Origin of the sequence: Robertmurraya korlensis (assembly GCF_023715225.1) — a bacterium.
GTDB lineage: Bacteria > Bacillota > Bacilli > Bacillales > Cytobacillaceae > Robertmurraya_A.
On record NZ_JAMBNS010000007.1, the window covers coordinates 128,518 to 149,614 of the forward strand.

A 21,097-nucleotide genomic window follows, 5' to 3' on the forward strand; every position below is an offset into this window, starting at 1 on the left:
ATTTAATCCGATGATGATAGATAAAATAAATCTCGAATCATCTTTTATCTTAATGTAAACGCATTCTTTCTAAGGGCAGGGTGAGGTTAATGAGTAAGTATTCAATCGGTGTTGATTATGGCACACAGTCGGGAAGAGCGGTACTTGTTGAGATTGGAACAGGCAAGGAAGTGGCAACAGCTGTCAAACCTTATACGCATGGTGTGATGGATGAATTTTTACCAGATGGAACGACGAAGTTAGAACACGACTGGGCACTTCAACATCCAACAGATTATTTAGAAGTTTTGCAGATTACGATTCCAGAAGTGTTGGAGAAAGCTCAAGTTTCGCCTGAAGATGTTGTTGGGTTAGGAATTGACTTTACAGCTTGTACGGTTTTGCCAATTGATGAATTCGGAACACCGTTATGCTTAAAGCCGGAATATCGTGCAAACCCACATAGTTATGTGAAGCTATGGAAACATCATGCGGCACAGGATGAAGCCAATCGTTTGAATGAAATCGCCGAGCAACGTGGAGAGACATTTCTAAAGCGTTATGGTGGGAAGATTTCCTCTGAATGGATGATTCCAAAGGTTTGGCAAATTTTAAATGAAGCACCAGATATATATGAAGCGGCCGATCAAATTCTAGAAGCAACCGATTGGGTCATCTACCAGTTGACAGGTGAAATTAACCGGAATAGTTGTACGGCAGGTTATAAAGCTATCTGGCATAAGCAAGAGGGTTATCCGTCAAAAGATTTTTTTAAGGCATTAGATCCTAGATTAGAGAATGTCGTAGAAGAAAAGCTATCGACTAAAATCGTTCCCATTGGTGCTAAGGCAGGAGAAATTACGGAAGCAGCAGCAAAGCTTACAGGGTTAACGCCTGGTACAGCGGTAGCAGTTGCAAACGTAGATGCACACGTGGCTGTGCCAGCTGTAGGAATCACAGAAGCTGGAAAACTATTAATGATTATGGGAACGTCAACTTGTCATATTTTACTAGGAGAAGAAGAACGAATCGTTCCGGGTATGTGTGGTGTGGTTGAGGATGGTGTTCTTCCGGGCTTTATGGGCTATGAGGCAGGGCAATCCTGTGTAGGTGACCATTTTGAGTGGTTTACAGAAAATTGTGTACCGGAAAGCTATCAGGATGAGGCAAAAGCAAAAGGCTTGAATATTCACCAGTTGCTAACAGAAAAGGCTAGCAAGTTGAAAGTGGGCCAAAGTGGACTACTTGCTCTAGATTGGTGGAATGGAAATCGTTCAACTCTTGTGGATGCGGACTTAACAGGTGTTCTATTAGGAGCAACCCTTCTAACAAAGCCTGAGGAAATCTACCGTGCATTAATTGAAGCAACAGCATATGGAACTAGAATGATTGTTGAGACATTCAGAGAAAATGGCGTACCAGTCAATGAAGTATATGCAGCTGGTGGAATTGCAGAGAAAAATTCATTAATGATGCAAATCTACTCTGATGTGTTAAATATGGATATAAAAATTTCTGCTTCCTCTCAAACACCTGCACTTGGTTCGGCTATGTTTGGAGCAGTAGCAGCTGGTAAAGAACGTGGCGGTTACGACACCATCCCAGCTGCTGCAGAGGAAATGGGAAGTGTGAAAGATGAGTTTTACCAACCGAAGCTTGAGAATGCGGCTGTTTATAATGTGTTATACAGCGAGTATGCTCGACTTTATGACTACTTCGGTCGTGGAGAAAATAATGTCATGAAAACATTGAAAAAGCTTAAGAATGCTAGTTCCTCAGAAAAGAAGGAGGAAACCGTATGCTAGAACAATTAAAGCATGAGGTGTTACAGGCCAATCTAGATCTCCCTAAGCACGGCTTAGTGACATTTACTTGGGGCAATGTAAGTGGAATTGATCGTAAAGAGAATCTAGTCGTCATTAAACCGAGTGGTATTCCGTATGAAGATCTAAAAGTAGAAGACCTTGTTGTAGTTGATTTAGATGGCAATATAGTAGAAGGCCATTTACGACCTTCTTCCGATACGCCTACTCATCTTTCTCTGTATAAAGCCTTTCTTTCTATAGGGGGAATTGTTCATACTCACTCCCCTTGGGCAACGAGTTGGGCTCAAGCAGGACGTTCTATCCCTGCGTTAGGAACGACACATGCTGATTATTTTTACGGAGAAATTCCATGTACAAGAGAGATGACAAAAGAAGAAATTGATCGTGCCTACGAGTTGGAAACTGGAAATGTCATCATTGAGACCTTCGCAGTGGGAGGAATGGATCCAGTAGCGATTCCTGGAGTATTAGTGGCAAATCATGCACCGTTTAGCTGGGGAAAGGATGCCCATCAGGCGGTACATAATTCAGTGGTTCTTGAGGAAGTGGCAAAAATGGCCCTACAAGCGTATCAATTAAATCCAGGTGTTCGTCCAATTGCTCAAGCAATACTAGATAAACACTATCTACGAAAGCATGGGGCAAAGGCGTATTACGGACAAAAATAACATTACTTGTACGTATAACTTAATTATTTCTATCATTCTACCAATACATTTTCCATTTAGGGGGATTTACCTTGTTAACAACAAAAGCTTATGAATTTTGGTTTATTACAGGAAGTCAATTATTGTACGGAGAAGAAGTATTAAAAGCAGTAGAAAGCAACTCACGAGCAATAGTAGAAGGCTTGGATGCTAATGTTCCTCATAAACTAGTATTTAAATCTGTAGTAAAGGATGCAGAGGCTATTCGTAAAGTGATGCTAGAAGCGAATGCGGACGATAATTGTGCAGGTATTATTACATGGATGCACACATTCTCTCCTTCAAAAATGTGGATTGCGGGATTATCATCACTGCAAAAGCCATTTCTACATCTTGCTACACAATTTAACCGTGATATTCCGTGGGATTCGATTGATATGGATTTCATGAACTTAAACCAATCCGCACATGGTGATCGTGAGCATGGATTCATTACTAGCAGATTAAATGTAAAGCGTAAGGTGGTTGTAGGTCACTGGGAAAATCAAGAGGTAAGAGAGCGTGTGGGAAGCTGGATGAGAACAGCGGTTGCTTATTCAGAAAGCCAAATCTTGAAGGTTGCCCGTTTCGGTGACAATATGCGTCAAGTAGCTGTTACAGAAGGTGACAAGGTGGAAGCTCAAATTAAATTTGGTTGGACAGTGAATGGTTACGGTGTGGGAGACCTTGTTCAACGAATGAATGATGTCTCTGAACAAGAAATTGACCAGCTAATGGTTGAGTATGAAGAAAAATATTCAATCGTTCCAGATGGATTAACGGATGGTCCAATTAGAGAATCCATTCGGTACCAAGCGAGAATTGAACTTGGAATGAAGGCATTCCTAGAAGAGGGTGGCTACACTGCTTTCACGACTACTTTTGAAGACCTTCACGGGATACGTCAGCTACCAGGTTTAGCTGTACAACGATTAATGGAACAAGGGTATGGATTTGCTGGTGAAGGGGATTGGAAAACGGCTGCATTGGTACGCTTAATGAAGATTATTGCTGGCAATGAACAAACCTCATTCATGGAAGACTACACCTACCATTTTGAACCAGGAAATGAAATGGTTCTTGGTGCACATATGCTAGAAGTTTGTCCGACCATTTCTGCTACACGTCCAAGAATTGAAGTTCATCCGTTAGGTATTGGTGGGAAGGAAGATCCTGCAAGAATCGTGTTTGATGGAATTGGTGGGTCTGCACTAAATGCTTCCATCATCGACTTAGGACATCGTTTCCGTCTTTTGGTCAATGAAGTAGATGCAGTTCAACCAGAAGAAGAAATGCCTAATCTTCCTGTTGCACGCGTACTGTGGAAAACACAACCTTCTCTAAGCCAAGCGGTTGAAAACTGGATTCAAGCTGGAGGAGCGCATCATACTTGCTACTCTTATAAAGTAACAACAGAACAATTAAGAAACTTTGCTGAATTAACAGGAATTGAAATGGTTGTCATTAATAACGATACAAAAACAAATGATTTTAACAATGAATTACGCTGGAACGAAGTTATTTATCGATAAAAATCTAATAAATGATGGTGGGGCTATTAGGAATAATAGCCCCACATGCCAAAATCAAGGAATGTTTATCTGGGGGTAAAATAATGAGTAATCGTGTAATCGTTAATGCAGACGTGACTAAAGGGAAAATTAATAAAAATATTTATGGCCATTTTGCTGAGCATCTTGGCAGATGTATATATGAAGGAATTTGGGTAGGAGAAGATTCCTCGATTCCAAATACCAAGGGAATTCGAAACGATGTGTTAGCAGCGCTTAAGCAATTAAAGGTTCCGGTTCTTCGCTGGCCGGGTGGCTGCTTTGCTGATGAATACCACTGGAAGGATGGAATTGGTCCTAAGGAAAACCGAAAGCGTATGGTGAACACGCACTGGGGTGGAGTCGTCGAAAACAATCACTTCGGAACGCACGAATTTATGCTTCTTTGTGAATTGCTTGAGTGTGAGCCTTATATTTGTGGAAACGTCGGTAGCGGAACGGTTCAAGAAATGTCTGAGTGGGTTGAATATATGACCTTTGAAGGCGAATCCCCAATGGCGAACTGGCGTCGCGAAAATGGTCAAGAGGAGCCTTGGCCACTGAAGTATTTTGGTGTTGGCAATGAAAACTGGGGCTGCGGTGGAAATATGCGACCAGAATACTATTCGGACCTTTATCGACTTTATCAAACGTACGTCCGTAATTATGGTCAAAACAAGATTTATAAAATTGCTGGTGGTGCCAACGTAGATGACTATAATTGGACCGAAGTATTAATGAAAAATGCTCATTGGTTAATGGATGGTCTAAGTCTACACTATTACACCATTCCTGGTGACTTTTGGCTTGGAAAAGGATCAGCCACTGATTTCCCTGAAGATGAGTGGTTCATTACGATGAAAAAAGCACTTCACATGAACACATTGATTACGAAGCATAGCACCATAATGGATAAATACGACCCCGATAAGCGTATTGGCATGATCATTGATGAGTGGGGTACATGGTTTGATGTTGAACCGGGAACCAATCCAGGCTTCTTATATCAGCAAAATACGATACGTGATGCATTAGTGGCTGGCTTGCACTTTAACATCTTCCATGAACATAACGACCGTGTACAAATGACGAATATTGCTCAAACCGTAAACGTATTACAAGCCATGATTTTGACAGAAGGCGAAAAGATGATTCTTACTCCAACGTATCATGTATTTGATATGTACAAAGTTCACCATGATGCTGAGCGTATTGCAGTAGACTCAACATTCGGTGAGTATGAATACAACGGTGAGAAGCTTCCACAAGTAACGGCTTCTGCATCAAAAAATGCTGAAGGAACGATTCATGTAAGCCTATGTAATATCGATCATAAAAATGAAGCTTCATTAGAACTTGAACTTCGTGGAGTAAGTTCTGAAACGTCTAAGATCGCAGGTATGATCCTTACAGCAGATACAATGAATGCTCATAATACATTTGAACAGCCTGACGTAGTAAAGCCAGTTGAATTTACTAGTTTTAAAGTTGAAAACAATAAGTTAACAATTAAACTTCCACCAATGAGTGTGGTAACTTTGACTCTAGATTAGGCGGTGCATCTCATGAGCGAGAAGAGCTTATGTAAAGGCTGTGTCGAAAGCGTCATTGTTAGCGAGGAAGTCATTGAAGAACTAATTTTAGAAGCAGAAGAGCAAGCTTCACTCATCGTTTCAGAAGAGGTATACAAGGAACGACTACAAATATGTGAGGAATGCCCTTCCTTAAAATATGAATCAACTTGTGCCTATAGCGGATGTATTGTCCGCTATCGGGCGAAGTTTAAAAACAAAGGCTGTCCATATGCGGGGAAACCAAAATGGGAGAAGGTTAGCTAAAACTCGGATACTCTGTATGAAATAGAGAAAGGAACCGATACCATGAAAAATAAAGCGAAAATGATTTTAGAAAAGGACTTTAAAGTCTCTGAAATTGACAATCGAATATACGGATCTTTTATCGAACACCTAGGACGTGCAGTGTACGGGGGAATTTACGAACCAGGTCATCCGACAGCCGATAAAAATGGGTTCCGTCAGGATGTTTTAGAAATGGTAAAGGAACTTCAAGTTCCACTAGTACGTTATCCAGGCGGAAACTTTGTTTCAGGATATAACTGGGAGGATGGAGTCGGACCAGTTGAACAACGTCCAAGACGTTTAGAGTTGGCTTGGAGAACAACCGAAACAAATGAAATAGGTACAAATGAATTTATGAAGTGGGCGAAGCTTGCGAATGCTGAAGTAAATATGGCAGTCAACCTTGGGACGAGAGGAATAGATGCCGCTCGTAACTTAGTAGAATACTGTAATCATCCTGGTGGTTCGTATTATAGTGATCTACGTATCTCTCATGGGGTTAAAGAGCCTCATAAAATTAAGACATGGTGCCTAGGAAACGAAATGGATGGACCTTGGCAGATTGGGCATAAGACAGCAGCCGAGTACGGGAGACTTGCTCAAGAAACAGCGAAGGCAATGAAGTGGGTAGATCCAAGTATTGAGCTAGTTGCTTGTGGAAGCTCACATCGTAAGATGCCGACCTTCGCAGAATGGGAAGCAACAGTTCTTGATTTTACTTATGATCATGTAGAATTTATCTCCCTCCATCAGTACTACGGTAATCGTGATAACGATATTGCCAATTACTTAGCATTATCACTTGAAATGGATGACTTTATCCGTTCGGTTATATCCATCTGTGATTATATAAAAGCAAAGAAACATAGTAAAAAGAAAATTCATTTGGCATTTGATGAGTGGAATGTCTGGTACCACAGCAATGAGGCCGATAAAAAAATCGAGCCTTGGAGCATTGCCCCGCCCCAACTAGAGGATATTTATAATTTTGAAGACGCGCTATTAGTTGGATGTATGTTAATAACCATGCTTAAGCATGCAGACCGACTTAAGATCGCATGTCTTGCTCAGTTAGTAAACGTTATTGCTCCGATAATGACAGAAGATAACGGTGTTGCTTGGAAACAAACGATTTTCTATCCCTACATGCACACATCTGTATTCGGTCGTGGTGTGTCATTAAATCCAATCATTTCTAGTGAAAAATATGATAGTAAAGATTTCACAGATGTTCCTTTCCTAGAGTCTACAGCAGTATATAATGAAGAAGAAGAAACGTTAACCATTTTTGCCGTCAATCGTCACCTAGAAGAAGGGTTGGCCTTGGACGTGGATATCCGTAACTTTGAGGGGTACGAAGTGATCGAGCATATTGTATTAGAAAATGATGACATTAAGCAGACCAACTCGGCACAAGGGACACCAGTTACCCCGCACTCCAATGGAAATGCGACACATGAGAACGGTGGAGTGAAAGCGCTATTACCGAAGTTGTCTTGGAATGTCATCCGTCTAGCAAAGAAAAATTAAGCGGGAGATTCCATATCATCCTTGTGGTGATATGGAATCATTTCTATTCATCGGTGTTAGGAAGGGTGGATGAAAATGAAGGTCAATAAGGAACACTTTGGACAAATCAGTGGAAAAACCGTCGATATATACACGCTTATCAATGATAGCGGAATGAGTGTAAGCTGTATTACTTTAGGATGTATTATCACAAAGATACTTACTCCCGATCGAAATGGAGAGTTTGAAAACGTCGTGATTGGTTATGATTCTATCGATGAATATCTAGAAGACTCGTATTATCTAGGAGCGGCTATTGGTAGATTTGCTGGACGCATAGCGGGTACCTTGAATTAAACGACGAGCTGCTGCCGATACAGGCTTCAGATGTAAAGAATACCCCGTTTGATTTTACAGCTGGACGTGTGATACGAGAAGGAGCGGAATCCCACCATCCGCAAAATAAACTGGCTGGTGAAGGGTATGACCATCCATTTTTATTAGACTCACGTCATGACGATGAGATTGTATTAAAGGACGAAGAAAGTGGTCGTAAGTTAACGATTGAAACAGATGAAGTGGCTGTGGTTTTGTATTCTGGTACACAAATCAAAGCTGAAGGGGAGATCCGAGGTGTTCCCGCTCGAAAGTATCTAGGTCTTTGCTTAGAAACACAAGGATTACCTGATGCGGTTCATCATCCAGAGTTTCCTAGCTGTGTGATTGAGAAGGATCAGCTGTTTACATCAAGTACGATTTATAAATTCGGAACGTTTTAAATAGGCGAGGAAAAGGAGGAGTTCCATAATGGAGAATTATATAGCAGACGTTATGACTTTGAGCCAACAATGTGATTGTGGAAACCATCATAATGTGATTCCAATTGAAGCAATAAAAATAGGAAATGATGCTCTGAAGGAAGCCGCTCAATTTATTCAAAGAAAAGCGTATCAAAAAGTAGTTATTGTGGCAGATGCACATACATACAAGGCTGGAGTCGAAAGGTTCGCTGAACACTTAAAAGAAAAGAGTATTCCTTTTTCCGTAACGATTTTAAAACCGGACGAAAATAATGATGTCGTTGCCGATGAAACATGTCTTGTTCAGGTGTTACTTGACATTCCGGCAGAAGCAGATGTTCTCGTTGCTTTTGGGGCCGGAACGATCCATGACATCACACGTTTTTGTGCGACAAAGATAAAAGTTCCGTTTATATCTGTACCTTCTGCACCTTCCGTTGATGGATTCACGTCATTAGGTGCTCCTCTCATCGTTCGAGGAGTAAAAACGACTTTTCAAATGAGTTCGCCTATAGCTGTTTTTGCTGATTTAACGATTCTCCAGTCTGCTCCAAGAGAAATGATTGCAGCAGGGTTTGGAGATATGATGGCGAAATATACATCTCTAGCTGACTGGAAGCTCGGTCATGTAGCAGTTGGAGAACCATATTGCCCTCTTTCGGCACAAATCACTAGAGATGCTTTAGAGAATTGTGTGGAACATGCGGAGGAAATTGAAGCGGGAGATCAGTTAGGGGTTCGGATTTTAATTGAGGCGCTTATCAAGTCTGGATTAGCCATGCTTTTATTTGGGCAATCTCACCCAGCTTCAGGTGGAGAGCATCATCTTTCTCACTATTGGGAAATGGAGTTTTTAAAGCTTGGCCGCCCTGCCGTTCTTCATGGAGCAAAGGTATCTGTTGCTACTTTACTCTTAACTGATATTTATAAACGCGAGTTTCTAAAGCTTATTACAGAAGAAAAGAATAGGGAGAATGTAGAAGATTCAGTCATAGTTAAAAATATCAAGGAGCATCTTTCAGTGATCCAATCCATCTATGAAGAAATTCCTTCGCCCGAAAGGCTTCAAGAGATACTAGAAAAATTAAATGGTGCAGTGACTCCGGCAGAGCTGGGAATCGGTGAAGAGTTAGTCAATAGAAGCTTACAAGAAGCACATCATCTTCGTAAGCGCTTCACGGCATTGAAATTTCTGAATGAAGTGGCTAAAGTGAGTCCTCAATATGTTTAATAAGGAAAGGTGAAGACGATGCAAAAGGGAGAAACATTAAACAATCCAATTTTATTGCAAAGAGCAGACCCATGGGTGTATAAGCACACAGACGGCTATTATTATTTCACTGCTTCTGTTCCTGAATTTGATTTAATTGAGTTAAGAAGGGCAGAAACGATTCAAGGACTAGGCGAAGCGGAACCGGTTGTTGCTTGGCGAAAATACGGATCAGGACCAATGAGTGCAAATATTTGGGCACCGGAGCTTCATTACATTGATGGGAAATGGTATATCTACTTTGCAGCCGCACGAGCAGATGACATTTTTGACCACCGCATGTATGTCCTTGAAAATGATACAGCTAATCCTTTAGAGGGTGAATGGGTAGAAAAAGGTCAAGTGAAAACAGATTGGGAATCCTTTTCTCTAGATGCAACCACCTTCGAACATAAAGGGGAGAGATACTATGTATGGGCACAACGCGATCCAAACATTGTAGGGAACTCTAACCTATATATCGCTAAAATGGTAAGCCCTTGGGAAATTGAAGGTCCTCAAGTGATGATTACAAGACCAGAATATGACTGGGAAACGATTGGATTTTTAGTGAATGAGGGAGCGGCTGTATTAAAGAGAAACGGTAAGATTTTTATGACTTACTCTGCGAGCAAAACTGATTTCAATTATTGCATGGGGCTTTTAACGGCAGATGAGAATAGCGACTTGTTGGATCCTACGTCTTGGAAAAAAGCTGATCAGCCCGTTTTCCAAACCTGTGAACAAAATGGCCAGTATGGACCAGGTCATAATAGCTTTACCGTTTCCGAAGACGGCGCACAGGATATTCTAATTTACCATGCTCGTAACTACAAAGAAATTGATGGAGATCCACTGTGGGATCATAATCGTCGTACTCGTGCACAGGTGTTTTCGTGGAATGAAGATGGTACACCGAATTTTGGCGTACCTGTAAGGGATGCAAAATAGGAGGAGTCCATGATGGTGAAAACAGAAGATAAAAATCTAATTTTAGAACAAAGAGCTGATCCTTGGGTCTACAAGCATAGTGATGGATATTATTATTTTACGGCATCAGTCCCTGAATACGATCACATTGAGGTTCGACGATCGAAAACATTACACGGACTTGCAGAGGCAGAGCCAGTTGTCGCATGGACAAAACATGAGACTGGGCCAATGAGTTCATTAATATGGGCACCGGAGCTTCATTTTATTAACGGAAGCTGGTATATCTACTTTGCAGCTGCTAAATCAAAAGAAATCATCAACGGATTATTTGATCACCGTATGTTTGTGATTGAAAATAAATCTGCTAATCCATTAGAAGGTACGTGGGAGGAAAAGGGACAAATCAAAACCGATTGGGAATCATTTTCATTAGATGCGACATCCTTTGAGCATAATGGACAGCAATACTTGGTTTGGGCACAGAAGGATCCTCATATAAGAGGAAATTCGAATCTGTATATTGCTCCTTTAGAAAATCCTTGGACAATCAAAAGTCCTCAGGTGATGATTACCAAACCAGAGTTTGACTGGGAAACGATTGGTTTTTGGGTAAACGAAGGTGCGGCTGTAATTAAAAGAAATGGTCGAGTGTTCATTTCATATTCTGGAAGTGCTACCGATGAAAACTACTGCATGGGATTGATTTCAGCCGATGAAACTAGTGATCTATTAGATCCAAGCTCTTGGACGAAATCGGATAAGCCTGTATTTCAAACGAACCGTGAAGCGGGGCAATACGGTCCAGGTCATAATAGCTTTACTGTTTCAGAAGATGGAATGGAGGATATCCTTGTTTATCATGCACGAACCTATACAGAGATCGTTGGAGATCCATTGTACGATCCGAATCGACATACACGTGCCCAAGTGTTTACGTGGAAGGAAGATGGAACACCTTACTTTGGAAAACCTGAGTAATGTTTATATGGCTATAGAAAGAAATTCATATCATAGGTTGATATGGATTTTTTCTATTGCTTTTACCTCAATTTAAAACAGAAGAAGGGTTAACTATGGGAAAATCACTATCATCTAATGAACCACATAAGCTCACCTTAAGAGCCATTACTTGGCCGATTTTTATTGAATTATTTTTACAGACGATTATGGGAAGTACAGACACCATCATGCTCGCTCATATTTCAGATGAAGCGGTGGCAGCAGTAGGTGTCGCGAATCAATTGGTTTTCTTTGCTATTTTAATTTTTGCCTTTACTTCAACAGGGACAGCGGTTCTGATTTCCCAGTACTTAGGGGCAGGTATGAGATTAGAGGCAAAGGAGACCGCGGGTATTTCTATTACGATTAATTTATTGATTGGTCTTGTGGTAAGTGCACTAATGTTTCTTTACCAAGGGCCATTGCTTGACCTCTTTAAGCTCGAAGAACATTTATCGTCTATTGGCCATTCTTACCTTTCGATTGTAGGTGCAACTTTGTTCTTACAAGCCTTGCTTGGGACCGTGTCGTCCATTTTACGAGCTTATGGGTTTACGAGAGATGCAATGTTTGTATCTCTTATAATGAACATCATTCATTTAATAGGAAATGCACTAGTTATTTACGGTTTGTTTGGCATGCCAGTATTTGGGGTCGAGGGAGTGGCGATCTCAACGGCTGTAAGTAGGGCAATTGCGCTAGGTATTGCTCTTTATTTGATGTATAAAAGACTTCCAATTAAAGTCGAGCTTCAGGATTATACGCATTTCGACGCATCTAAGGTCAAAAAGATCTTGCGAATTGGTGTACCCGCTGCCAGTGAGCAGCTTTGCTATAACACCAGTCAAATGGCCATTACCGCCATTACTGCCTTAATGGGTGCTGCGGCTTTAACGACTCGAGTCTATACTTGGAACATTATGACGTTCATCTTATTGTTCGGACTCGCTATGGGGCAAGGAACGCAAATTCTAATCGGTTACCGTGTGGGTGCCGGTGACTTTGACGGAGCGTATCGTCAACTTCTTAAAAGTTTAAAATATAGCTTTATTATCACGATCCTGATTGCGGTCTTTGTAGCAGTATTTCGAATTCCGTTAATGACCATCTTTACAGATAACAAGGAGATTATTCATATGGGGGGTCAACTGTTGCTGCTCTGTTTAATCCTTGAACCGGGAAGAACGTTTAATCTATTAGTGGTCAATGCACTTCGGGCTACTGGTGATGCGACTTTCTCCGTAAAAATGGGAGTTCTGTCCATGTGGGTAATTGGGGTACCTGTTGCATATGTCCTTGGCATCCACTACGGATTAGGGCTTTATGGAGTCTGGATCGCCTTTATTGTTGACGAGTGGCTAAGAGGAATTGTGATGTATTTTAGATGGAGAAGCAGAGTGTGGGAGAAGAAGGTGCTTGTTGTGAAGGAGGAAGTCGCTAGTTTATAAGTAGCATGGAACTCAGGAATTCCTGGGTTCTTTTTTATAGATTCATGAATAGCATATAGGCAGATAAAGCATTAGTTAATGGAGGAGTGTTTATGCAACTTTTTTACACGGTCCGCCCTGGAGATACACTTTTTCAAATTGCCAGTCGTTGGAAGCTATCCTTTCAGTCTCTTGCTGCTGCAAATAATATACAGCCACCCTATACGATTTATGTTGGTCAGCAACTGTCAGTGCCACCGGGAGTGGATCGAGTACGGGTAAAATCAGGTGATACCGTTTTCAACATAGCTCAATCGTTTGGTGTGCCACAATCGGTGATTATACAAGCCAATCAGCTTCAGCCACCCTATACGATACAGGTGGGGCAATTGCTAAAGGTACCTCCAGGGAATTCCTTCTATATCGTTCAGCCTGGTGATACATTATTTCAAATAGCAATCAGATACAACGTCACGACAAGGGGACAAAGTAACTATGAGCTGATTCGACAGGTCAACCAGCTTCCAAATTACAATCTTTCACCAGGAATGCGATTAAGAATTCCGTATGCTCCACCAGGGGATCTTGGTATGATTGCGTATACTTCCAATCGTGGGGGAAGCTACGATCTATGGGTTTATCATCTTAGAAACGGACAAAATATTCAGCTCACTAATGGATTAGGAGAATTATATACAACTCCATTTTGGTCACCCGATAGTACAAAGATTGCTTTTGTAGGAAGAAATGGTGTCTTGTTCATCCTCGATGTGAGGGATGGGAGCACCTCTCAGATTGACCAATTCACTCAAGCAGAAGGGATCTTTTTAGATTGGTCCCCAGACAGCCAAAGGCTTGCTTATGTAAAAGATAATCAAATTAACTTATATCGAGTCTCTAGCCATCAGGCTCAACAAATAGAAGCAGTAAATGCGACGGATGTTCAGTGGTTTCCAAATGGGCGTGAACTCCTTTATCAAGCTCCTGATGAATTGGGGGTTAGTCAGCTTTATCGTATTGCTACGGATGGTACGGATAAACAGCAAATTACTGAAAATACGGGTGGAAGATTGAACAATGTTCGCTTATCTCCGAATGGTTTATATGTCTTATATACAAGTCCAGGTGTGAGTATTTCTATTATCTATACGATTGAACTTACAAGTGGACAAATTTTTGAGGTGAAGGGAGGCCCGCTTGCGAAGAATTATTATCCAATATGGTCCCAAGATTCCTTGACGATTGCTTATAGTGCGACAGCCTTTGAAGATGTAGGCTATTTCTCAATGATTCGAACCACAGGCAGAAAAGGGGAGAATGACCGGACGGTAGCCATATCGTCTTGCTACGCAACTCCTATTACTTGGTCATCAGAATCACCAAAATTAGCTTATCTTTCGGGTTGTAATGGAGAAGGAATAGGGAGAGAAATGTGGGTGCTAGATTTACGCCATCCCGTTCCCATAAAAATTGTGGAGGGAGGACAAATCACCTCATTACAATGGTCACCAGTTCCCATTTCATCTTTGAAAAAGACATTTACAAGTGATTCCTTTAACATTCAATTTCAGTATCCGGCACACTGGAAGCAGCAGAGTGATGAAAGATATGAAGGCCCTGATGGATTTTTTCAAGTAGCTGCCATATCTTCCGATGAACCCATACACGCTGTTTGCCAAAATGAAGCCTTCCACCAATTACTTCCATACGGTACCAAACCACTTATCCTACAAACAAACATACAAGCTCAAGACGCCTGTTATATATTTCCGTCAGAAGATCAACCGTCTGAAATGAGAGGGCAAGCAGCACTAATTGTCCGATACCCAGAACCGATTCAAATTGGAGACACCTTCTATAATTATTTCATTCTATGGGCAGACCAAAACCATCTATATGAAATTAGCTCAACACTTACTTTTTTACGATAGTGATAGACAAAACTAGAAAGATTAACGAAAAAAATCCTCATCTACACTTGATGAGGATTTTTTGATTTCAGTTTAAAATGGTTACTTTTAATTGTTTTACTCCAAAATTAAGTGCATCCTGTTGAGAAGGAATAAAGACATCAATTTTGGTGTTAATCGATTACGGCCATGGCATTTCTATTACAATAATCTTTCTAATATTAATTACCATTTTTAAAAATAAAAATTGAGGCTTGAGGAAAGTTCCCCAAGCCCTTAGAGTGTTTATTATATAAAATAAAATATTAAATTTTATCACTTCTAACCATTGAATTTAGCATTTACTATAGCAAAAACTTGCACCGACAATGATAAGTAAAATAAACAATACTACAATTAAGACAAAATCGTTCCGATAAGTAGGGCATCCATAACTATAAGCAGGAGCTGTATAGGTAGGCATTGGGGCAACATTTGGTGGAACATTAGCACCAAGAGTCGGTGGTGCGTTAAGGTTTGAATACATTTTCACACTTCCCTTCCTGTAAGGAATTTCTCTATATAATACTCTCGAAATAGAGTTTGGAGCCCGTCTATAAAAAAAATGGGTGAATGTCGGGGAGTGTGAAATGAACAAATTTTACATTGAATAATAAAGATAGTGAGCATATGAAATGGAACTTTTGTTATGGTGTACAATTGGACGCTGCATTTTATATGCTCTACCGTTTCTATACCAGCTTGCCACTCGGAATAAATACTTAAAAGAAGGCCTTGTTACCAATTTTGTTATATAAGCTGATTGATGACTGTCCATTTTTCTTTTTTCATTAAGAATTTGAATCATTTCTGTTGATGTCCGTATATTAAATCCATGTCCAAACAATCTCCCATCATTAAGCAGTACGGCATTAAGCCCTCTAAACTGTGGTGTGTTCCGATCAAAATCAGGATTATTAATGTAAAGGACATCTCCAGGTAAAAAATGGTTAGAATGAAAAGTAATGATTCCTAGGTCTGTATCAGTATGCCAGCTGTAGAGATATAGATCACGAAATAGTGAATTAAATAAATGGCTTCCAATACTATTCAATATGGCATGGTAATAGATGATTGGAATAGCTGTTGCACATTCAAATGCATAGAGTGAACTATTCCGATAAATATCCAGAATTGCCTCAGCCGGTTGCACATCGGGTCTTAAAAGGAACCCGCCTGCCTGTGTTAATTGCCAGTACCTGGGGTTGCAGCGGGCATAAACAAAGGTTGTAAACACTGCTTGACTATTGTTCATGTCTTTCGCACTTTGAATTATGTTCTTTCGCACTTTAAGTTCAAATAATAATTCATAATCGGAATAATAAGAATAAAAAACGGGATCATTCTGCATCTGTTGAATAATTGTTTTCTCTATGCTCCCAAGCTGCCAATTTTCATTCTGTTGAAACGGGCCTCCTGATATTTGGATCATACAATCCCCCATTCCTATACGGCTTTTCATCTGCATTCATATCTATCGTATTCTCATTTTTATTAATCATGTTAAGATGTTCGTGAAAAAATCAGCGGGAAGTAAGGATTGGCCTTGCTTAATTCTTCGGTACATTGTACCCAATATTATGGATGAATGGTTACTGCCGTACCGTTTGGGACAATCCTTGCTAATTCCTCAACATCTCTATTGTACATACGAATGCAGCCTTTTGAGACCGCCTTTCCAATCGAGCTGGGGTCATTCGTCCCATGAATACCATAGCTTTGCTTGGATAAGCTCATCCACATCGTCCCAAACGGTCCTCCGGGATTAGGTGCTTTATTGAGAATAATATAATTTCCTACTGGTGTTTCAAATAACATTCTTCCTACCGCAATAGGATATTGTTTTTGAAGCGTACCATTTCTAAATAATCGGAGAGTACGACTATTTATACTCACATCAATTCGATAAGGACTGCTCTCTGGCGAAGGAACGCCTGGAATATTGATCGATTGTCCGGGATAAATGAGGTTTGGGTTAATGGATGGATTAGCTCGTAGAATGGTTGCAAGCGGGGTTCGATAATCCTTTGCAATTTGATTAAGGGTTTCACCTGTTTTAACGGTATGAATCAGCGGGAACACCTCCTAGGTAACTTTTTATTACATTCTATGTTAGTGGGTAAAAGTGATTCATAGTTGGTTTCTTTTTTTCAAGGGAAAGCGAAAAAGGCTCATTCAGTAACCAACTGAATGGGTTTTTTTATTCCCATTTGTTTCTCCATTTCTTCCTCTTTTGGACATAGTTCCGCCATATTTGCTGACTATAATTTGTCTAGATAAAGCTTTAGGAGAAACAAAGGAGGGTGTCTTCACCTTGAAAAAAAGAAAACGAATTTTAACCATTTCAATCGTCATTACTAGTGTGGCACTGATTCTATATTTATTAGCTGACCGTTACCTGATTGAGCATGTGGAGGTCGAAAACGCACTTGTAAGTTCTGAAACGACGAACTCAACAACCTCATCTAGTGAAACGACTACAACAGTCGCTGAGACTTATGAAACGAATGATTTGAGTTATACGAGTGATACAAAGTCGATTGAAATTGAGAAAGTAGTGACAGGTTCAGGAAGTGATCAGGTTGTGTACTACGTAGCGGATGTTCAATTAACAGATTCAAGTAGTTTAAAGTCGGCATTTGCCAATAATCAATTTGGTAATAATATTGTCCAAGTCACATCAGAAATTGCAAGTAATAATAACGCCATCTTTGCGATTAACGGTGATTATTATGGTTTTCGTGAGGATGGGATAACGATTAGGAATGGGCAAATTTTTAGAGATAATCCGGCACGGACGGGCTTAGCTTTTTATGAGGATGGATCCATGAAAATCTATGAGGAGACAGAAACTTCTGCAGAGGAATTGATTGCCGAAGGAGTCACACAAACCTTCTCTTTTGGACCTGCTCTTGTTAAAAATTCAGAGGCAATTGAAGATTTTGGGGATGTGAGCATTGATAAGAATTTTGGAAATCGATCGATTGAGGACTCTAACCCAAGAACAGGGGTAGGTATCATATCTGAGAATCATTATGTGTTTGTCGTTGTTGATGGCAGAAGTGAAGGATATTCAAAGGGATTGACCTTAGGTGAATTTGCTCAAGTGTTTGAAGACTTAGGTGCTACAGAAGCCTATAACCTAGATGGTGGCGGTTCGTCAACCATGTACTTTATGGGCGAAGTCGTTAATAATCCACGTGGTACAGGAGAGGAACGTGGCGTCAGTGATATTATCTATATCCAGTAAGAGAGGTGAATGATATGATTATCGTCATTCCTGCGTATGAACCAAGCGAGAAAATGCTTCAATTAATAAAAGAAGTTCAACAAAACAGTAGCTACCGGGTATTAATTGTAAATGACGGGAGTTCGGTGGAGTGTGAAGGCCTATTTGAACAGGTGGCACAAAGAGGGGGCATCGTTTTAACCCATGAGACAAACCAAGGGAAGGGAGCTGCCTTGAAAACAGCCTTTACTCATATTCGCACGCACTTTCCAAAGGAAGAGGGGATCGTGTGTGCCGATTGCGATGGCCAACATCGATGGGAAGATATTCAGCGTGTAGCACTAGAGTTAGCTGATCATCCTCAAACCATTGTATTAGGGGCTAGGAAATTTGTAGGAAAAGTTCCTCTAAAGAGCTTAATAGGAAATAAAGTAACAAGAACCATCTTCTCATTAGTAGCTGGATATAAAATAAACGATACCCAAACGGGACTAAGAGGATTTTCTGTTGATATGCTTAAATGGCTGATAGACATTAAGGGGAAACGCTATGAATATGAGATGAACCAATTGCTAGAGGCGAAATCTGCTGGTTATCAAATTCACAGTATGCCGATTCAAACAGTCTATGAGAATAACAATAAAGGAAGTCATTTTCGCCCTATCCATGATTCCATCCGAATCTACCTTCCTATTTTAAAGTTTAGTTTATCTTCGGTTTCTTGTGGATTAATTGATTTCATCTGTTTCTTCTTGTTACATGGGCTAACGAACAATTTGTTATTCTCTGTAATTGGTGCAAGAGTAATCAGTTCCTTTATCAATTATTTAATTAACAAAAATATTGTTTTTAATAGAAAAAAACAATCACATATAAAGCCGATCCTCAAGTACTATAGCTTAGCTGGATTCATTTTAATCAGTAACTATTTGATGATTTCCTTATTTAACGACACTGGTAATCTCTCACTTTTTACTAGTAAAAGCTTTACCGAAGGAATTCTGTTTATAGTTAGCTATTATGTACAGAAAAAGTTTATTTTTTAATAGTCCTTTCATTAGGGCTTTTTTGTTGTTTAATAGAAATGATAAAATAAAATGACAGAATATGGTTCTTGATAATGAAGGGAGAAAGCTGATAATGAATATGGATGCCATCTTTCATGAATTTCCTTTGCTGCTGTCAGAAAAACTCGCTTTAAAGAAAATAGAAGACAAAGACTTCCATGGACTCTTTGCGATTTATGATAATAAGAGAGTTTTTGAGTATTGTGGAATTCTTCCGAAGCATAATATGGAGACTGTAAGAAAAATGATCAGTCACTTTGATCGTGATTATCAAAAGAAGACCCGTGTGAAGTGGGGTATTTTTATAAATGAAGAGTTAGTTGGAATCATAGAGGCTTTTGATTTTAATCAGAAGGTCAACATGATAACAATAGGATATTATTTGGCTGAAGCCTTTTGGGGTAGAGGAATTGCTACGGAAGCAGTAAAATTATTAGTAGAGTTTTTAATTTTGAAAGCTGATGTAAATCGGATTCAGGCGGAGGTCATGCCGCAAAATGAATACTCAAAGAGGGTATTACTCAAGAATGGGTTTGTTAAGGAAGGTTTGTTGAGACAAGCAACGGTCTGGACGGGACAAGGAATAGTCGATCTAGAGATTTACAGTCTGTTGAAGATGGATTATATGAACGCATAAAATAATGGACCAAACATGTACTAAGGAGGTTATTTTTAGTGGATTTTATTGCGATTGATTTTGAAATTGCGAACAATAGGATGAGTAGTGCTTGTTCACTTGGAATGGTCTTTGTTAAGGAGAATCAAATAGTTGACGAGAAATATTATTTAATCCAACCTCCAACTCTAACATTTCTCGAGGAAACAACAAAAATCCATGGTTTGACTGTGGAGGATGTAAAGAATGAAAGAAAGTTCCATGAGATTTGGGAGGAAATCAAACACCACTTCGAAGGAGCGACTATTATTGCACATAATGCTCAATTTGACATGAGTGTTCTTCACTGCTGTTTGATGGAATATTCTCTTGACATCCCTGAGTTTGAATTTATTTGCAGCATACCTCTGAGTGCGAAGGCTTGCAGAGAAAAGGTAGGGAATTCTTTAGTAGAAAGGTTACACCATTTTGATATCCTTTTAGAAAATCATCACAATGCCTTGCACGATGCAAGAGCTTGCGCGGAATTAGTTACCACTTGTGTAACAGTGAAAAATAAAAAATCACTTCAATCGTATTGTAAAACCTATCGTAGTATTCCGGTTAAGAAGTTTTCCGAGTTAAAACCACAAACATATTTTAAACAGAAAAAGCAGAAAAAGTCTTTTGCAAAAGTGGTGATTTCAGAGATTTCTGCCAATGTTCAAACCTTTAATGAGGAGCATCCTTTTTTTGGGAAGAATATTGTTTTTACCGGTGAATTGAAGCTTGATCGTAAAGATGCAATGCAAAAAGTGGTCAATGCAGGTGGTACGATTAAAAGTGGAGTAAGCGGAAAAACCCACTATTTAATTGTCGGAAAGCAGGATAAAACGATCGTGGGGGCTAGTGGAATCAGCACCAAGGAAGAAAAGGCATATGCTTTAATTGAAAAAGGCACGGCGATAAAAGTAATTGGTGAGGAAGAGTTTGTGGACTTATTAGGGAGTTAAGAAAACCGCTCAAATTGATAACGGGTTCTGTTACCTCGCAAATTGGACTGCAAAATGCTGTGTTTTCTTATTTATAAAACTACGTTCTTCTTTTGACTTTGGCTCTGTAATGATTCATGGATGATTTCGTATAGGTTAGAGAATATATAGGCGGAGAATTTCCGTCTAATGTATATAGAGGAAGCTTAAGAAGCAGAAATAAGCGGAGGAATTCCGGTTAACTGCTCTAAATATGCCAAAATACGAAGATTTGAATCACATAAGCGGAAAAACTCCGCTTATTCTTAAGGAAATATGGGTATTTCCCAAATTAAAAGAAATTTTTCCGGTTATTTTTCAAACACAATGAAATCAACAACAGTTTTATCATAGTACCTTGGCTTAAAATGCATTAAACATTAGGTGGCACTTTGTAATATTCTTACAC

17 protein-coding genes and 2 pseudogenes are annotated in these 21,097 nt (G+C 39.8%); 16 read left to right on the forward strand and 3 right to left on the reverse strand.

What is annotated here, in order from left to right:
* Nucleotides 1–89: 89 nt before the first annotated feature.
* The 12 genes and pseudogenes from araB to M3175_RS14035 all read left to right on the forward strand — a co-directional run bounded on the left by araB (nt 90) and on the right by M3175_RS14035 (nt 14,748).
* Nucleotides 90–1,784, forward strand: a complete 1,695-nt coding sequence (araB, locus tag M3175_RS13980) for a ribulokinase (RefSeq protein ID WP_251519874.1) — start codon at nt 90–92, stop codon at nt 1,782–1,784.
* Complete coding sequence (gene araD, locus M3175_RS13985; protein ID WP_251519876.1) at nt 1,778–2,473, forward strand: L-ribulose-5-phosphate 4-epimerase; 696 nt, start codon at nt 1,778–1,780, stop codon at nt 2,471–2,473. The genes araB and araD overlap by 7 nt, the downstream gene beginning before the upstream one ends.
* 71 nt (nt 2,474–2,544) lie before the next feature.
* The gene (gene araA, locus M3175_RS13990; RefSeq protein ID WP_251519879.1) at nt 2,545–4,023 is read left to right on the forward strand and encodes an L-arabinose isomerase; all 1,479 of its coding nucleotides are present in this window, start codon (nt 2,545–2,547) and stop codon (nt 4,021–4,023) included.
* 83 nt (nt 4,024–4,106) lie between these two features.
* Nucleotides 4,107–5,594 (forward strand): alpha-N-arabinofuranosidase, encoded by a 1,488-nt coding sequence (locus M3175_RS13995; protein ID WP_285852281.1) that lies wholly within the window; start codon nt 4,107–4,109, stop codon nt 5,592–5,594.
* Between the two features lie 12 nt (nt 5,595–5,606).
* On the forward strand, nt 5,607–5,879 hold the full coding sequence (locus M3175_RS14000; RefSeq protein ID WP_251519882.1) for a DUF6171 family protein: 273 nt from the start codon (nt 5,607–5,609) through the stop codon (nt 5,877–5,879).
* Nucleotides 5,880–5,921: 42 nt separating this feature from the next.
* Nucleotides 5,922–7,430, forward strand: coding sequence for an arabinosylfuranosidase ArfA (gene arfA, locus M3175_RS14005; protein ID WP_251519885.1), 1,509 nt, complete (start codon nt 5,922–5,924; stop codon nt 7,428–7,430).
* A gap of 75 nt (nt 7,431–7,505) precedes the next feature.
* A pseudogene (locus tag M3175_RS14010) lies at nt 7,506–8,188 on the forward strand (aldose epimerase family protein).
* Nucleotides 8,189–8,216: 28 nt separating this feature from the next.
* Nucleotides 8,217–9,440 (forward strand): sn-glycerol-1-phosphate dehydrogenase, encoded by a 1,224-nt coding sequence (locus M3175_RS14015; protein WP_251519887.1) that lies wholly within the window; start codon nt 8,217–8,219, stop codon nt 9,438–9,440.
* Between the two features lie 18 nt (nt 9,441–9,458).
* Nucleotides 9,459–10,409, forward strand: coding sequence for a glycoside hydrolase family 43 protein (locus tag M3175_RS14020; protein ID WP_251520319.1), 951 nt, complete (start codon nt 9,459–9,461; stop codon nt 10,407–10,409).
* A 12-nt stretch (nt 10,410–10,421) separates the two neighbouring features.
* Nucleotides 10,422–11,369 carry a glycoside hydrolase family 43 protein gene (locus M3175_RS14025; protein ID WP_251519890.1) on the forward strand — a complete coding sequence of 316 codons (948 nt, stop codon included), beginning with the start codon at nt 10,422–10,424 and terminating at the stop codon, nt 11,367–11,369.
* 95 nt (nt 11,370–11,464) lie between these two features.
* Nucleotides 11,465–12,838, forward strand: coding sequence for an MATE family efflux transporter (locus tag M3175_RS14030; protein WP_251519893.1), 1,374 nt, complete (start codon nt 11,465–11,467; stop codon nt 12,836–12,838).
* 92 nt (nt 12,839–12,930) lie between these two features.
* Nucleotides 12,931–14,748: a LysM peptidoglycan-binding domain-containing protein gene (locus M3175_RS14035; protein WP_251519896.1), complete on the forward strand. Its 1,818-nt coding sequence runs from the start codon at nt 12,931–12,933 to the stop codon at nt 14,746–14,748.
* A 313-nt stretch (nt 14,749–15,061) separates the two neighbouring features.
* Here the strand turns inward: M3175_RS14035 and M3175_RS25165 are convergent.
* From M3175_RS25165 to M3175_RS14050, 3 genes and pseudogenes are all read right to left on the reverse strand, one after another.
* Nucleotides 15,062–15,166, reverse strand: a pseudogene (locus tag M3175_RS25165) (YjcZ family sporulation protein); the annotation flags it as partial.
* A gap of 201 nt (nt 15,167–15,367) precedes the next feature.
* Nucleotides 15,368–16,198: a spore coat transglutaminase TGL gene (gene tgl / locus M3175_RS14045; RefSeq protein ID WP_251519898.1), complete on the reverse strand. Its 831-nt coding sequence runs from the start codon at nt 16,196–16,198 to the stop codon at nt 15,368–15,370.
* A gap of 146 nt (nt 16,199–16,344) precedes the next feature.
* Nucleotides 16,345–16,839 carry a L,D-transpeptidase family protein gene (locus tag M3175_RS14050; RefSeq protein ID WP_251520321.1) on the reverse strand — a complete coding sequence of 165 codons (495 nt, stop codon included), beginning with the start codon at nt 16,837–16,839 and terminating at the stop codon, nt 16,345–16,347.
* Nucleotides 16,840–17,080: 241 nt separating this feature from the next.
* Between M3175_RS14050 and M3175_RS14055 the strand changes: the two genes are divergently transcribed.
* The 4 genes from M3175_RS14055 to M3175_RS14070 all read left to right on the forward strand — a co-directional run bounded on the left by M3175_RS14055 (nt 17,081) and on the right by M3175_RS14070 (nt 20,670).
* Nucleotides 17,081–18,016, forward strand: coding sequence for a phosphodiester glycosidase family protein (locus tag M3175_RS14055; RefSeq protein ID WP_251519901.1), 936 nt, complete (start codon nt 17,081–17,083; stop codon nt 18,014–18,016).
* Between the two features lie 14 nt (nt 18,017–18,030).
* Nucleotides 18,031–19,041, forward strand: coding sequence for a bifunctional glycosyltransferase family 2/GtrA family protein (locus M3175_RS14060; protein WP_251519904.1), 1,011 nt, complete (start codon nt 18,031–18,033; stop codon nt 19,039–19,041).
* Between the two features lie 94 nt (nt 19,042–19,135).
* On the forward strand, nt 19,136–19,699 hold the full coding sequence (locus M3175_RS14065; protein ID WP_251519907.1) for a GNAT family N-acetyltransferase: 564 nt from the start codon (nt 19,136–19,138) through the stop codon (nt 19,697–19,699).
* Nucleotides 19,700–19,737: 38 nt separating this feature from the next.
* Nucleotides 19,738–20,670, forward strand: coding sequence for an exonuclease domain-containing protein (locus M3175_RS14070; RefSeq protein WP_251519909.1), 933 nt, complete (start codon nt 19,738–19,740; stop codon nt 20,668–20,670).
* Nucleotides 20,671–21,097 lie beyond the last annotated feature (427 nt).

Excerpts from the sequence above, each read along its gene's own strand:
- M3175_RS14060 (WP_251519904.1), top strand. The coding sequence starts at position 18,031 with ATGATTATCGTCATTCCTGCGTATGAACCAAGCGAGAAAATGCTTCAA.
- M3175_RS14000 (WP_251519882.1), top strand. The coding sequence starts at position 5,607 with ATGAGCGAGAAGAGCTTATGTAAAGGCTGTGTCGAAAGCGTCATTGTT.
- M3175_RS14035 (WP_251519896.1), top strand. The coding sequence starts at position 12,931 with ATGCAACTTTTTTACACGGTCCGCCCTGGAGATACACTTTTTCAAATT.
- M3175_RS13995 (WP_285852281.1), top strand. The coding sequence starts at position 4,107 with ATGAGTAATCGTGTAATCGTTAATGCAGACGTGACTAAAGGGAAAATT.
- M3175_RS14020 (WP_251520319.1), top strand. The coding sequence starts at position 9,459 with ATGCAAAAGGGAGAAACATTAAACAATCCAATTTTATTGCAAAGAGCA.
- M3175_RS14065 (WP_251519907.1), top strand. The coding sequence starts at position 19,136 with ATGAATATGGATGCCATCTTTCATGAATTTCCTTTGCTGCTGTCAGAA.
- araD (WP_251519876.1), top strand. The coding sequence starts at position 1,778 with ATGCTAGAACAATTAAAGCATGAGGTGTTACAGGCCAATCTAGATCTC.
- M3175_RS14025 (WP_251519890.1), top strand. The coding sequence starts at position 10,422 with ATGGTGAAAACAGAAGATAAAAATCTAATTTTAGAACAAAGAGCTGAT.
- M3175_RS14030 (WP_251519893.1), top strand. The coding sequence starts at position 11,465 with ATGGGAAAATCACTATCATCTAATGAACCACATAAGCTCACCTTAAGA.
- tgl (WP_251519898.1), bottom strand. The coding sequence starts at position 16,198 with ATGATCCAAATATCAGGAGGCCCGTTTCAACAGAATGAAAATTGGCAG.
- araB (WP_251519874.1), top strand. The coding sequence starts at position 90 with ATGAGTAAGTATTCAATCGGTGTTGATTATGGCACACAGTCGGGAAGA.
- M3175_RS14015 (WP_251519887.1), top strand. The coding sequence starts at position 8,217 with ATGGAGAATTATATAGCAGACGTTATGACTTTGAGCCAACAATGTGAT.
- arfA (WP_251519885.1), top strand. The coding sequence starts at position 5,922 with ATGAAAAATAAAGCGAAAATGATTTTAGAAAAGGACTTTAAAGTCTCT.